The 14,464-nt window shown below is 29.3% G+C and carries 13 protein-coding genes and 1 tRNA gene; 11 read left to right on the forward strand and 3 right to left on the reverse strand.

Annotation, left to right across the window (positions count from 1 at the left end):
• Nucleotides 1-166: 166 nt before the first annotated feature.
• Nucleotides 167-239 (reverse strand) — tRNA-Glu (locus CRV11_RS03435).
• A 433-nt stretch (nucleotides 240-672) separates the two neighbouring features.
• On the opposite strand from CRV11_RS03435, the gene mnmG reads away from it, so the two are divergent.
• The 11 genes from mnmG to glmS all read left to right on the forward strand — a co-directional run bounded on the left by mnmG (nucleotide 673) and on the right by glmS (nucleotide 13,125).
• Entirely contained in the window at nucleotides 673-2,559 is a 1,887-nt protein-coding gene (gene mnmG, locus CRV11_RS03440) for a tRNA uridine-5-carboxymethylaminomethyl(34) synthesis enzyme MnmG (protein ID WP_136131939.1), read from the forward strand.
• A 578-nt stretch (nucleotides 2,560-3,137) separates the two neighbouring features.
• A complete protein-coding gene (gene atpB, locus CRV11_RS03445) occupies nucleotides 3,138-3,962 on the forward strand; it encodes a F0F1 ATP synthase subunit A (RefSeq protein ID WP_136131940.1) in 825 nt (274 codons plus the stop codon).
• A 39-nt stretch (nucleotides 3,963-4,001) separates the two neighbouring features.
• On the forward strand, nucleotides 4,002-4,241 hold the full coding sequence (atpE, locus tag CRV11_RS03450; protein ID WP_136131941.1) for a F0F1 ATP synthase subunit C: 240 nt from the start codon (nucleotides 4,002-4,004) through the stop codon (nucleotides 4,239-4,241).
• A 131-nt stretch (nucleotides 4,242-4,372) separates the two neighbouring features.
• On the forward strand, nucleotides 4,373-4,846 hold the full coding sequence (gene atpF, locus CRV11_RS03455) for a F0F1 ATP synthase subunit B (RefSeq protein ID WP_136131942.1): 474 nt from the start codon (nucleotides 4,373-4,375) through the stop codon (nucleotides 4,844-4,846).
• A gap of 10 nt (nucleotides 4,847-4,856) precedes the next feature.
• A complete protein-coding gene (locus tag CRV11_RS03460) occupies nucleotides 4,857-5,390 on the forward strand; it encodes a F0F1 ATP synthase subunit delta (protein ID WP_136131943.1) in 534 nt (177 codons plus the stop codon).
• A gap of 13 nt (nucleotides 5,391-5,403) precedes the next feature.
• A complete protein-coding gene (gene atpA / locus CRV11_RS03465) occupies nucleotides 5,404-6,945 on the forward strand; it encodes a F0F1 ATP synthase subunit alpha (RefSeq protein WP_136131944.1) in 1,542 nt (513 codons plus the stop codon).
• Nucleotides 6,946-7,004: 59 nt separating this feature from the next.
• Nucleotides 7,005-7,874: a F0F1 ATP synthase subunit gamma gene (atpG, locus tag CRV11_RS03470; protein WP_136131945.1), complete on the forward strand. Its 870-nt coding sequence runs from the start codon at nucleotides 7,005-7,007 to the stop codon at nucleotides 7,872-7,874.
• 30 nt (nucleotides 7,875-7,904) lie between these two features.
• Nucleotides 7,905-9,302, forward strand: a complete 1,398-nt coding sequence (gene atpD, locus CRV11_RS03475) for a F0F1 ATP synthase subunit beta (protein WP_136131946.1) — start codon at nucleotides 7,905-7,907, stop codon at nucleotides 9,300-9,302.
• Nucleotides 9,303-9,334: 32 nt separating this feature from the next.
• Nucleotides 9,335-9,757, forward strand: coding sequence for a F0F1 ATP synthase subunit epsilon (locus tag CRV11_RS03480; protein ID WP_136131947.1), 423 nt, complete (start codon nucleotides 9,335-9,337; stop codon nucleotides 9,755-9,757).
• A gap of 119 nt (nucleotides 9,758-9,876) precedes the next feature.
• Nucleotides 9,877-11,244, forward strand: a complete 1,368-nt coding sequence (gene glmU, locus CRV11_RS03485; protein WP_136131948.1) for a bifunctional UDP-N-acetylglucosamine diphosphorylase/glucosamine-1-phosphate N-acetyltransferase GlmU — start codon at nucleotides 9,877-9,879, stop codon at nucleotides 11,242-11,244.
• Between the two features lie 51 nt (nucleotides 11,245-11,295).
• Nucleotides 11,296-13,125 carry a glutamine--fructose-6-phosphate transaminase (isomerizing) gene (glmS, locus tag CRV11_RS03490; RefSeq protein ID WP_136131949.1) on the forward strand — a complete coding sequence of 610 codons (1,830 nt, stop codon included), beginning with the start codon at nucleotides 11,296-11,298 and terminating at the stop codon, nucleotides 13,123-13,125.
• A gap of 42 nt (nucleotides 13,126-13,167) precedes the next feature.
• Here the strand turns inward: glmS and dnaC are convergent, their stop codons facing one another.
• Nucleotides 13,168-13,908 carry a replicative helicase loader DnaC gene (gene dnaC / locus CRV11_RS03495; RefSeq protein WP_136131950.1) on the reverse strand — a complete coding sequence of 247 codons (741 nt, stop codon included), beginning with the start codon at nucleotides 13,906-13,908 and terminating at the stop codon, nucleotides 13,168-13,170.
• 3 nt (nucleotides 13,909-13,911) lie between these two features.
• A complete protein-coding gene (dnaT, locus tag CRV11_RS03500; RefSeq protein ID WP_136131951.1) occupies nucleotides 13,912-14,451 on the reverse strand; it encodes a primosomal protein DnaT in 540 nt (179 codons plus the stop codon).
• Nucleotides 14,452-14,464: the final 13 nt, after the last annotated feature.

Consider the following 14,464-nt stretch of genomic DNA (forward strand, 5'->3'; position numbering starts at 1 on the left):
CAACCCACAAGCATTTCAAAAATGTAGATCTTACATATAATTATTATTATCCAACGTCTAATAACAATGTAATCAATTAAATAATAAATCGTTTTTAACTTGTTCCAGATTGTTAAAGAACTGAAAACACATTTAATATTACTTTATTATTCTCATTTAATTTTAGCGTCCCCTAGGGGATTCGGACCCCTGTTGCCGCCGTGAAAGGGCGATGTCCTAGGCCTCTAGACGAAGGGGACATAATTAATAATTCTTCTTCAAGAATTAATTGCAATATATTTATGTTTTCTAATTTTTTGTATGTTATCCTTTATTTATATAAGTAGTCAAGTGTTTATGTAAAAAAGAGATAATATTTCTCATTGAATAATGATAACAATAAAAGAATAATAACAATAACTTAATTACTTAATATATATTATAAATATTTTTTTATTCTGTAAGCTCATACTAACTTTTAGTTAATCTGAACTATATAAAAATCAATAACAATGTAATATTAATTCGTGAAATTTGTAATTTTTTACTTAATATAATTTATCAAGAAAATTAATAAAATATAATATTAATAATTAACAACATATTATTAATTATATTGAGTTATTATACTATTAAATTTAAAATTGATTTTAATAAATTACATAGGATTATGTAATATGGAGTGTTATTTTGATGACTCGACAAAATAATTTTGATGTTATTGTAGTAGGTGGTGGACATGCAGGAGTAGAAGCTGCTATGGCAGCTTCTAGGATAGGTCAAAAAACATTATTAATTACGCACAATATAGATACAATTGGACAAATGTCTTGCAATCCTGCAATTGGTGGAATCGGCAAAGGACATTTAGTGAAAGAAATAGATGCTTTAGGTGGGATAATGGCTCATGCTATAGATCTTGCTGGTATACAATTTAGAATACTAAATTCTAGTAAAGGACCTGCAGTGCGGGCTACTCGTGCACAAGCTGACCGCTTATTATATAGTAATGTAATTCTAGGTTTATTAAAATCTCAAAATAACTTAACGTTATTTCAGTCAGAAGTATATGATTTAATGATCAAAAATAATAAAATTATCGGTGTTATTACTAATACTGGTTTAGAATTAAAAACAAAGGCTGTTGTACTAACAGTGGGTACTTTCCTTAATGGTAAAATTCACATTGGATCAATAAATTATGATGGTGGTCGATCTGGTGATTTACCATCTATTGTTTTAGCAGAACGATTACGTGATTTATCAAAAAATACTAATCGTTTAAAAACTGGCACGCCACCTCGCATTGATGCTAGAACTATAGACTATAATTCATTAATTCCTCAGTTTAGTGATGATATACTGCCTGTTTTTTCTTTTATTGGCAATATATTGCAACATCCTAAGCAATTACCATGTTGGATAACTCATACAAACGAAAAAACTCATGAAATCATACTTAACAATATAAATAAAAGTCCTATGTATAATGGACAAATAAAAAGCATTGGTCCTCGATATTGTCCGTCAATTGAAGATAAAGTTATGCGTTTTACAGATCGTATTGCACATCAAATATTCCTTGAACCAGAAGGATTAACTAGTAATGTAATCTATCCCAATGGCATATCTACTAGTTTACCACTTGATGTACAAATTCAAATGATTAGATCAATAAAGGGTATGCATAATGCAGAAATAATACAACCTGGATATGCGATAGAATATGATTTTTTTGATCCAAGAAATTTGAAACAAACTTTGGAAAATAAAAACATTAAAGGTTTATTTTTTGCTGGTCAAATTAACGGAACTACCGGTTATGAAGAAGCTGCTGCACAAGGATTACTAGCTGGTTTAAATGCTGCTCGTCAATCAGCGAATTTAGAAAGTTGGATCCCTTGTCGCTCTATATCTTATATCGGCGTATTAGTTAATGATCTTTGCCAATTTGGCACTAAAGAACCTTACCGAATGTTTACTTCTCGTGCTGAATATAGATTAATTTTACGCGAAGACAATGCCGATTTGCGTTTAACTAAAATAGGACGCAATTTAGGTTTAGTAAATGATACTAGATGGAAAATTTTTAATCAAAAATCAAAATCAATAGAACAGGAACGTAAACGTATTAAATCCATTAATATAAATTTTAAATCTCCTATAATTAAAGATATAAATCTAATGCTTAAAAATCCAATAACAAAAGAGACAAATTTAGAATCTTTATTGCGCCGACCGGAAGTAAAATATTTAGATGTAATGAAAATCAGATCAATTGGTCCTGCTATTTTAGATCAGCAAGTAGCTGAACAAGTAGAAATCCAAATAAAATATGAAGGTTATGTTGTGCACCAGATGGAAGAAATTTATCGTCAACAGAAAAGTTTAAATCTATCTTTACCTAAAAATATTGATTATTGTAAAGTAAAAGGATTATCTAACGAAGTAGTTGTTAAATTAAACAACCATAAACCATCTTCGATAGGTGAAGCTATTAATATTTCAGGTATTACTCCTTCAGCAATTTCTATTTTATTGATTTATTTAAAAAAACATATAAATATGAGAACATACTAGATTTGTGATATTAGAATAACTAGTAAATTTTTATTTAGTTATCAATTGAGCATATTGGTATATTTTTTAATTGATGTTAGAAAGATTAGATTATTAATATATCTAATAAAGAAAAATTAAGATAGTAACTTTTGATTATAACAATTTAAAATTGTTTTCATGTATTAAATACATTTTAAATTTAAATAAATAATCAAGTATTGATTTAGTAGCGAATATTGTGTATGTTTTGTGAGAATGTTAATAAAATTTAATATGCATTATAACATATAATAATTTATATATGATAAGATAATAATGGAAATATCATTCACATATAGAATTATTAAATTAATTATAATTTTTCATTAAAATTATCTCGTTATGATTTCATAAATGAATATTAATTTAAATTGTTTAAATTAATGCTATTTAGTCTGTAAATTTTGATATATACAATAATTTATGTTTAGATATTTTATTAAGATTATATTTTGGTTAGTATTAATCTCAATATTTATGAAGATTGCTTTCACAGTGTTTTGTGAAACATATGAAAACTGGTAATAATTAACAATAACATAAGGTATAATAACCCTATGGCCATAGATAAAGTTCCTAATATCCAGGAATATATAAGTCACCATCTTACGAATCTTCAATTAGATCTGCGTACTTTTAAGTTGGTGAACCCTAACAATATTGGAATTTATAAAAATTTCTGGATATTAAATATTGATTCTATGTTTTTCTCTTTGATACTAGGATTGTTATTTTTAATGATTTTTTATAAAATAGCCAATAGAGTGACAACTGGAGTTCCTGGAAGATTTCAATCAGGTGTAGAACTGATTTTTGTTTTTGTAGATAAAAATATTAAGGATATTTATCGTAGTAAAAATTCACTTATTGGTCCTTTATCATTAACGATTTTTGTTTGGTGTTTATTAATGAACCTAATGGATTTAATTCCTACAGATTTATTTCCTTATATTAGTAAATGTACTATAGGTTTATCTACGATTCGTATAGTTCCTTCCACAGATATAAATATTACAACAGCTATGGCGTTAGGTGTGTTTATTTTGATTATATATTACAGCTTAAGAATTAAAGGAATTAGTGGTTTTACTAAAGAACTAACTTTATTTCCTTTTAAGAATCCTATATTTATTCCTATAAACATTATTTTAGAAAGTGTTAGTCTTTTTGCTAAACCAATTTCTCTTAGCTTAAGATTATTTGGTAACATGTATTCTGGAGAATTAATTTTTATTCTTATTAATGGTCTTTTACCATGGTGGATACAATGGATGCTTAATGTACCATGGGCTATATTCCATATTTTGATTATTGTATTACAGGCTTTTATTTTTATGGTCCTTACAGTTGTCTATTTATCCATGGCATCAGAGGAACATTAAGATTTTTAATTTATAATTGTTAATATATTGAGGACTAATATGGAAAAATTAAATGTGGATTTTCTTTATTTATCCGCAGCTATTATGATGGGATTAGCATCTATTGGAGCTGCTATCGGGATAAGTATCCTTGGAGGTAAATTTTTAGAAGGAGCTGCACGTCAACCTGATCTAATTCCTATACTACGTACGCAGTTTTTTATTGTCATGGGTTTAGTAGATGCAGTTCCAATGATTACTATAGGAATAGCTTTATATTTAATATTTGCTCTTACCTAAAATTTAGGTTTAATTTATTACATGGTAGATGAAATTGCATGATATATTGATTTCAAGTAAAAATTTTTAATAAAAATATAAACTATAATATTTATAGTTTAAATACTTATGATTATGAGGTGTGTGATATAGTGAATATTAATGCAACTATACTTGGTCAAACTATATCATTTGTTCTGTTTGTTATTTTTTGTATGAAGTATGTATGGCCTCCTATTATTAATGCAATTGAAATAAGGCAAAAAGAAATTGATGAAAATCTAACATTTGTTAAAAATGCTAAAGAAGATGCAAATTTGACATTAAAAAATGCTCAAGATCATTTGAACAAAGCAAAGGAGGAGGCTAAATCCATTATTGACCAAGTTAATAAGCATCGTATGCAAATTTTAGAAAAAGCTAAAGCTGAAGCTAATGATGAACGTATTCGTATAATAGAAGAAGCTCAAATTGAAATTAATCTTAGGCGCGATATTGTTTGCCAGGAACTACGTAAACAATTAGCTAAGTTAGTTGTAGTTGGTGCTGAAAAAATAATACAACGTTCTATTAACAAAAATATCAACAATGACATTGTAGATGAGTTAATTACTGAGCTGATGTAAGGAAATGTTAATGTTTGAATTAATCACAATAGCTCGTCCTTATGCTAAAGCTATTTTCGATATCTCTCTTGAAAATAAAAATATTGAATATTGGCATCGTGTTCTAATAATAACTGCACAAATATCTGCAGACAAAGAAATAAAAAAAATATTTTCTCGAGGTTTATCGGCTAATAATATATACGATATTTTTGATAAAATATGTGGAGATAAACTAAGTCAATCAGCCAAAAATTTAATTAAATTGATGGCTGAAAATAAACGTTTAGACATATTACCTGCTGTATTAAGCGAATTTGATAAATTACATGATGATTATAAATCTATAGCAGAAGCTACTGTAACTTCAGCTTTTAATTTGAGTAATGAGCAGTTGAAAAATATTAAACATTTATTAGAAAAGCGTTTAGCACGTAAAGTTAGGTTAAAAAATAAAACTGACATCTCTTTAATATCAGGTATTATTATTAATTTGGGGGATCTAGTTATTGATAATAGTATAAGTGGTCGTATCTCTCGTTTAGCAAAAATTTTACAATATTAGGAAGGCTAAACATATGCAACTAAATTCTACAGAGATTAGTGAGATAATAAAACAGCGCATTGCTCAATTTGATATTTCTACACAATACCATGAAGAAGGGATTATTATTTCCGTTGCTGATGGTGTTATAAGAGCATACGGTTTAAAGAACGTAATGCAAGGGGAAATAATATCATTGCCAAATGATCGTTACGCTATAGCTCTTAATTTAGAACGTGATTCTGTTGGAGCAGTAGTCATGGGTCCGTCTTCTGATCTTATTGAAGGGATGAAAGTTAGGTGTACAGGTCGAATTTTTGAAGTACCTGTAGGAGACGGTTTATTAGGTCGTATAGTTAATACATTAGGTCTACCAATTGATGGAAATGGTTCTATTGTTCATCAAGGATTTTCATCTGTTGAAGTAATTGCACCAGGTGTTATAGATCGTCAATCTGTTGATCAACCAGTTCAAACTGGTTATAAATCTATAGATGCAATGATCCCTATTGGACGAGGACAGCGCGAACTAATTATTGGAGACCGTCAAACTGGTAAAACTGCATTGGCCATAGATACAATTATAAACCAACGTAATTCAGGTATAAAATGTATTTATGTTGCCATTGGTCAAAAAATGTCAACTGTTTCTAGTGTTATTCGTAAATTAGAAGAATATCAGGCATTAAAAAACACCATAGTAGTTGTAGCTTCTGCATCTGAATCGGCTACACTACAATATCTAGCACCTTATTCTGGTTGCGCAATGGCTGAATATTTTCGTGATAATGGTCAGGATGCATTAATTGTATATGATGATTTGTCTAAACAAGCAGTTGCTTATAGACAAATTTCACTGTTGTTAAGACGTCCTCCAGGTAGAGAAGCATTTCCTGGTGATATATTCTACTTACATTCAAGATTATTAGAAAGAGCATCTCGTGTAACTTCAGATTATGTAGAACGTGTTACTAATGGAAAAGTTAAGGGAAGAACAGGATCTTTAACTGCTTTACCCATAATTGAAACACAGTCTGGTGATGTTTCAGCATTTGTTCCAACTAATGTAATATCCATTACAGATGGTCAGATTTTTTTAGAATCTAGCTTATTTAATGCAGGTTTTCGTCCAGCTGTGAATCCTGGAATTTCAGTATCTAGGGTAGGTAATTCAGCACAAAGAGAAATCATAAAAAAATTATCTGCTGGAATTAGGACTGCATTAGCTCAATTTCGAGAACTAGCATCTTTTTCTCAATTTGCTTCTGATTTAGATGAAATTACTCAAAAGCAATTAAAACATGGCCAAAAAATCACTGAACTTTTAAAACAAAAACAATTTACTCCAATGTCTATTTCTCATCAAAGTTTATTGCTATTTGCAGCTGTAAATAGTTATTTAGATGATATTGAAGTTGTAGATATATATCAATTTGAAAAATCATTAATAGATTTTGCTGAAAGAAATTATGCTGATTTATTAAAAGAAATAGATACAAATAGTAATTACAATGAAGACATCAGTACAAGATTAAAGAATCTCTTTAATACTTTTCAATCAACTAAATCATGGTAGCGTGCTTTTAAATATTGCTATATATGATATAATTTAAATTAGGGCATAAAAACAAATCAATGGCTAGCATAAAACAAATACGAAATAAAATAGAAAGTATAAAAAATACACAGAAAATAACAAAAGCAATGGAAATGGTTGCTGCGTCTAAAATGCGCAAAACTCAAGAACGTGTGTTAGCTAGCCGACCATATCATGACCTAATAATTCAGGTTATAAATCATATTACTTTAGGTAATTTAGAATACAAACACAATTATTTAATAGAACGAGAAGTTAAAAAAGTTGGTTATTTGCTTATTTCAACTGATCGAGGATTATGTAGTGGTTTGAATATCAATTTATTCAAAAAATTGTTAAACCATATAAAATGTTTTCAGGAAAAAAACATAGAGGCTGTGTTAGCTGTTTTAGGTTCTAAAGGGATTTCTTTTTTTAATTCTATTAGTAGTGATATTAATGTTATTGCACAAATTAGTGGGATAGATGATGATTTTGATTTTTCGGAATTAATTGGGTTAGTTAAAGTTATGTTAAATGCTTATGATAATGAAAATATTGATAAACTATATATAGTAAGTAATCAATTTCAAAGTACAATGATTCAAAGTCCGAAAATTAATCAAATAATACCCTTATTACCTATAAAGAACGAAAATAATACTAAATCAACATGGGATTATTTATATGAACCCGATTCTAAAACATTATTAAATAATTTATTATATAGGTATATAGAATCACAATTTTATCAAGCAGTATTGGAGAATTTAGCAAGTGAACAAGCTGCAAGAATGGTTGCTATGAAAGCAGCCACCGATAATTGTTGCAGTTTAATCAATGAACTCAATTTGTTGTATAATAAGGTTCGTCAAGCTAGTATTACTCAAGAACTTATAGAAATTGTTTCAGGAGCTTCTGCAGTTTAATAATAATAAGATTCATACTGAGGATTTAAAATGGTAACTGGAAAAATCATCCAGATTATTGGGGCTGTAATCGATGTAGAGTTTCCTCAAGATAAAGTTCCATTACTATATAATGCTCTTGAGGTTCTAAATGATGATAAAAATATAATACTAGAAGTCCAGCAGCATTTAGGTGGTGGCGTAGTGCGCACTATAGCAATGGGATCATCTGATGGCTTAAAAAGGGATCTAATAGTAACTGATTTAAAAAGACAAATTCAAGTGCCCGTTGGGAAAGCTACTTTAGGTCGTATTATGAATGTTTTAGGTGAACCTATAGATATGAAAGGTCCATTTAAACAAAAAGATGGTAATATACCTAAGTATGTTTCTATCCATCAACCCGCACCTACTTATATAGATCAATCTCATTCTCAAGAATTACTAGAAACTGGCATTAAAGTAATAGACCTTATATGTCCTTTTATAAAGGGTGGAAAAATAGGATTGTTTGGAGGAGCAGGTGTAGGCAAAACAGTAAACATGATGGAATTGATTCGTAATATTGCAGCTGAACATTCTGGTTATTCGGTCTTCACTGGTGTGGGTGAGCGTACTCGTGAAGGAAATGATTTTTACCGTGAAATGATTACCTCTAATGTTATTGATAAAGTATCTTTAGTATATGGTCAAATGAATGAACCTCCAGGTAATCGTTTAAGAGTAGCTCTTACTGGTCTTACCATAGCAGAACAATTCCGGGATGAAGGACGTAATGTCTTATTATTTATTGATAATATATATCGTTATATTTTAGCGGGTACTGAAGTGTCAGCACTTTTGGGTCGTATGCCTTCTGCAGTAGGCTATCAACCAACTTTAGCGGAAGAAATAGGTTTATTTCAAGAACGCATTACTTCGACTAAAATCGGCTCCATTACTTCAGTTCAAGCAATATATGTACCTGCTGATGACATAACTGATCCAGCTCCTGCAGCTACTTTTTCTCATTTAGATTCCACTATAACACTCAGTCGTCAAATTGCATCTCTAGGTATTTATCCCGCTGTTGATCCACTTGATTCAACTAGCAGACAGTTAGACCCATTATTTATTGGTCAAGAGCACTACTCTGTAGCTAGTGGAGTAAAATCTATTTTGCAAAGATATCAAGAACTAAAAGATATAATAGTTATATTAGGAATGGATGAATTATCAGAACAAGATAAGTTGTTAGTAGCAAGAGCTCGTAAAATTGAGAGATTTTTATCTCAACCTTTTTTTGTTGCTGAAGTTTTTACTGGTTCTCCTGGTAAATATGTTTTTCTAAAAGATACTATCCGTGGATTTAAAGGCATTATAGAAGGTGAATTTGATGATTTACCTGAACAGGCCTTTTATATGGTAGGTACTATAGAAGAAGCTGTACACAAGGCAAAAACTTTGTAAGTTTAAAAAGTGTTTTAAGAGTATAAGACGCTATGATTAAAAATTATCGTTTGGATGTAGTTAGTGCTGAAAAGCAATTGTTTTCCGGTTTTGTACAAAAACTTCAAGTATCAGGCATTGAAGGAGAGTTAGGAATCTATCCTGGTCATTCTCCTTTATTAACGGTTATTAAACCAGGAATGATTCGTTTAATTAAAAAAAATGGAGAAGAAGAATTTATTTATCTTTCAGGAGGTATATTTGAAGTGCAACCAAGTCGCAGTATAGTTTTAGCTGATATTGCAATTAGAGGTACAGATTTAGATGAACAACGTGCATTAAAAGCGAAATCTAAAGCTGAACAACAAATAAAAGATAAACATAAGGATATTAATTATTTGATAGCTTCTGTAAAATTAGCAAAAGCTATGGCAAAATTGCGTGTAATTGAATTAACTAAAAAATCAATCAAATAAATAATATTGTATATACTGTATAAGTTGTTTTTGTGTTAGCTTTATATACTGTATCAGTTATTTTTTTTAACTTTAGTTATTATTTATAATAAATTTGATCATCAAACTAAAATAATTTAATGTATAATAACTTAATAAACGTAGTAATTCTTGCAGCCGGTAAAGGAACACGTATGTGTTCAGATTTACCAAAAGTATTGCATACGTTAGCAGGAAAACCTGTTATAAAATATGTTGTTGATATAGCTAAACACATTAATAGAAATAACATTTATATTGTATATGGTTTTAAAGGAGAATTACTTAAAAGTTCTTTTAATGATCCTTCGATAAACTGGATATTACAGGAAGAACAATTAGGGACAGGACATGCAATTGCACAAGTACTTCCATATCTTAATGATAATGAAGATTTATTAGTTTTATATGGCGATATTCCTTTAATTTCTAAAGAAACAATAAAACGTTTATGTAATATAAAACCAAAAAATAGTATTGGATTATTAACCGTAGTATCGGACGATCCAAATGGATATGGTAGAATAATTAGAAAAAATGGTATTATCACCGAAATAATTGAACATAAAGATATATCTTCTCATCAATTTACTATAAGAGAAATAAATACAGGGATCATGATTGCTAATGTTGGAAAATTGAAACATTGGTTAAGAAATATTAATAATAATAATGCTCAAAAAGAGTATTATTTAACAGATGTAATTAAGATTGCTTATCAAGATAATTGTTTTATTCAATCTATTAATCCAATAGATACAGATGAAATAAAAGGCATAAATAATCGATTACAATTAGCCAATCTAGAAAAAATTTATCAGAATAAGCAAGCAGAAAAACTAATGTTGTCTGGTGTTACATTACTTGATCCTAATCGCTTTAATCTTAGAGGTACATTAATATGTGGAATTGATGTTGTAATAGATATAGATGTTATTTTTGAAGAAAATGTGGTTTTAGGTAATAGAGTTAAAATTGGTCCAGGTTGTATTATTAAAAACAGTTTTATTGGTGATGACTGTAATATTTATCCATATTCAGTTATAAATAATTCAAATTTATCAATACAATGCGATGTTGGTCCGTTTTCTCATTTTCGTAATAATGTCAATTTAGATAAAAACGCATGTATAGGAAATTTTGTTGAAATAAAAAATGTTTCTTTAGGAAGTGCTTCAAAAGCAAAACATCTCTCTTATCTTGGAAATTCAGAAATTGGTTCTAATGTGAATATTGGAGCAGGTACAATAACTTGTAACTATGACGGTAAAAATAAATTAAATACTGTTATTGGAAATAATGTATTTATTGGTGCTTGCAGTCAATTAATCGCTCCTATAAGTATAGCAGATAATGTTACTATAGCAGCAGGTACAACAGTGTTAAGAGATGTAAAAAATGCAAATTTAGTATTAAATTCTAAACAACAGATTCATAAAAAAAATTGGAAACGTCCATCAGAAAAATAAATTCATTTTCTGATATTACAATTTAATAATCATTTTAAGAAAAACATTATTATGTGTGGAATTATCGGAGCTGTATCACAACGTAATATAGCAAACATCTTATTGGAAGGGTTATTACGTTTAGAATATCGAGGATATGATTCAGCTGGTTTAGCTATTATAGATCAACTTGGTAAGTTTAATCGTTTTCGTTGTTTAGGTAAAGTACAAAAATTAATAGATACTACCCAAAATAAAAATTTAAAGGGTATTATTGGATTAGCTCATACACGCTGGGCAACTCATGGTGCTCCTTCAGAAATTAATGCTCACCCTCACTTATCGGAACATATAGTTATTGTTCATAATGGCATTATTGAAAATCATGAAAAATTGAGAAAAGAGCTTTTATCTTACGGGTATATTTTTTCTTCTGAAACCGATACTGAAGTAATAGCGCATTTATTCCATTTAAAACAAAAACAGCATGGTGGATCTTTGCTAGAAGTTGTATTTCAGACCATTAGGGAAATTAGAGGATCATTTGGAATAGTTGTTATGGACAAAAGCAATCCATCTACTCTTGTAGCTGCAAGAATAGGCAGCCCTTTAGTAATTGGCTGTGGGGTAGATGAAAATTTTATTGCATCCGATCAGATAGCTTTATTATCAATAGCTAATAGTTTTATTCATCTAGAAGAAGGAGATGTTGCAGAAATTAGCTATGATAAAATTAACATTTTTAATGTTATAGGTAATATCGTAAATAGAAATGAGATTAAATCATACGTTCATTATGATATAACTAGTAAAGGCAAGTATAGACATCATATGCAAAAAGAAATATATGAGCAACCTGTAGCTATTAAAAACACATTAAAGGGGCGTTGTAAAGATAAAGAAATAGATCTTAGTGAATTAGGCGTCAATATGAATTTTTTAAAAAACATTAAACATGTTCAAATTATCGCTTGTGGAACATCATATAATTCTGGAATGGTTTCTCGTTACTGGTTCGAATCTTTAGCTAATATTCCTTGTGATGTTGAAATTGCATCTGAATTTAGATATCGTAAACTTCAAGTAAGAAAAAATAGTTTGTTAATTGTTCTATCACAATCTGGTGAAACTGCTGATACTTTAGCAGCATTACGTTTATCAAAAAAACTAAACTATATAGGTTCATTAGCAATATGTAATGTACTACATTCTTCCATAGTACGCGAATCAGATTTATATTTAACGACTAAATCTGGGATTGAAATAGGGGTAGCTTCTACTAAGACATTTAGTACGCAATTAATAGTTTTGTTGATGTTGGTAATTAAATTGGGTAGTTTAAATGGTATGAATTTAGAAGTTCAACATAGCATTATTAAAGCAATTCAGATATTACCATTTCGAATAGAACAAGTACTTGCCAGAGATCATATTATAGAAGAAATCGCCAAAGATTTCTTTAATAAAAATCATGCACTATTTATAGGTAGAGGGGATCATTACCCAATAGCCATGGAAGGAGCTCTTAAGTTAAAGGAGATATCCTATATTCATGCTGAAGCATATGCAGCTGGGGAATTAAAACATGGTCCTTTAGCTTTAATTGATAATAAAATGCCCGTTATAGTAATTGCACCAAATAATGAACTTTTAAGAAAATTAAAATGCAATATAGAAGAAATTAGGACTAGAGGTGGTTTATTATACATCTTTACTGATCAAAATACTAACTTTAAAAATGAACTAAATATGAAGATCATTCAATTACCTTATATAGAAAATGTAACAGCACCTATTTTTTATACAATTCCGTTACAGTTGCTTTCTTATTATGTTGCTGTTATTAAACATAGAAATATAGATCAACCTCGTAATTTAGCTAAGTCTGTTACTGTAGAATAAGTCTGTTACTGTATTATAACAGGATATAAATATTAAGCTTTTTTAATATTCATTTCCTTGAATACGACTCCGATAGCTTTCCCAATCAAAATATATCCACATACTTTTCCCTAGTCTCATTCTATCCATAACTCTTTCACCTAATAGTATATTCATACTATTATGATCTAAATTTGATAACATGCCAGTTGGTTTTTTAGAGGAAGATCTTCTATCAATAATTTGATTAATAATCATTTTTTCGTATCTTGATTCGCTTTGTATACCTATCTCATCAATGATGAGTAAATCAACATTACTTAAGTTCTTAATTAACTGTTCTTCTGTAATCTCACTAGTTTCGTTAAACGTAGCTTTCATGCTGGACATTAAATCGGCAACTGTAACAATTAATACACTTTTTCCCCTTAAAATTAAATCATTACCTATCGCTGCTGCCAAGTGATTTTTACCGGTTCCAGGACGACCAGAGAAAACAAAACTGGCAATACTCCCATCAAATTCAATAGAATATTGCCTTGCTAAACTAACAGCTTTGCGCTGACCTTCATTTTCTATATTATAGTTATCGAAAGAACAGTTGATATGTAATTCACGAATTCCAGAACGACACATAATTCGCTGCATTTTCATTGCTTTATTTTCACGAACAATAACTGATGAATTTAAAAGACCTTCTTCTTGGTTCCAAGCTAACAAATCTTCACCTCTAGTAAATTTTGGTTTGGTACCTGTTGGTATTATTTGTTTTAATCGACTCAAAAGATCATTGATTGTTTTCATTAATTATCCTCGAAAACCTTCGGGAATATTAAGATTTGGATTGGATATTTGTGTAATATTAGTTTTTGATTTATCAAAATTATTAGCACGAATAATTTGCAAATTACGTGCAAATTTTTGTTGCCATTGAATATGATGAAATAAACTTCCTTCTGCTTGCCAATATGATATAAATCCAGATAATTCAGCATCTGTTATTGGATTAGTCAATGGAATACCCCAAACTGCAGCTTGTCGTATAAAATCAGAGTCCGGTTTCCAACCATCATACATGACGTATTTACCTACAGGTGTATATATATTTGTATGTATTTTATTATGAATCAAGGTGTTTTCTATTAGCATATTATTATTTTTTGACATAGATTTAACTTCTAAAGCTAATAATTGAGCTAAACGTTCAGGAGTAATAGCATACATCACAGGAGTATAGTTTTTCAATATTGCTAAAATGCCTCCTTCACTTTTTTTTAAAGAACTTATTGGATTTTGGCAAAATGAATATAAGCTTATTATTCTTGAAGATAAAATTTTTACTGGCATTAAGAAACCTGAA

This window comes from Candidatus Pantoea edessiphila, from assembly GCF_002933335.1.
In the GTDB taxonomy this organism is placed as follows: domain Bacteria; phylum Pseudomonadota; class Gammaproteobacteria; order Enterobacterales; family Enterobacteriaceae; genus Pantoea_C.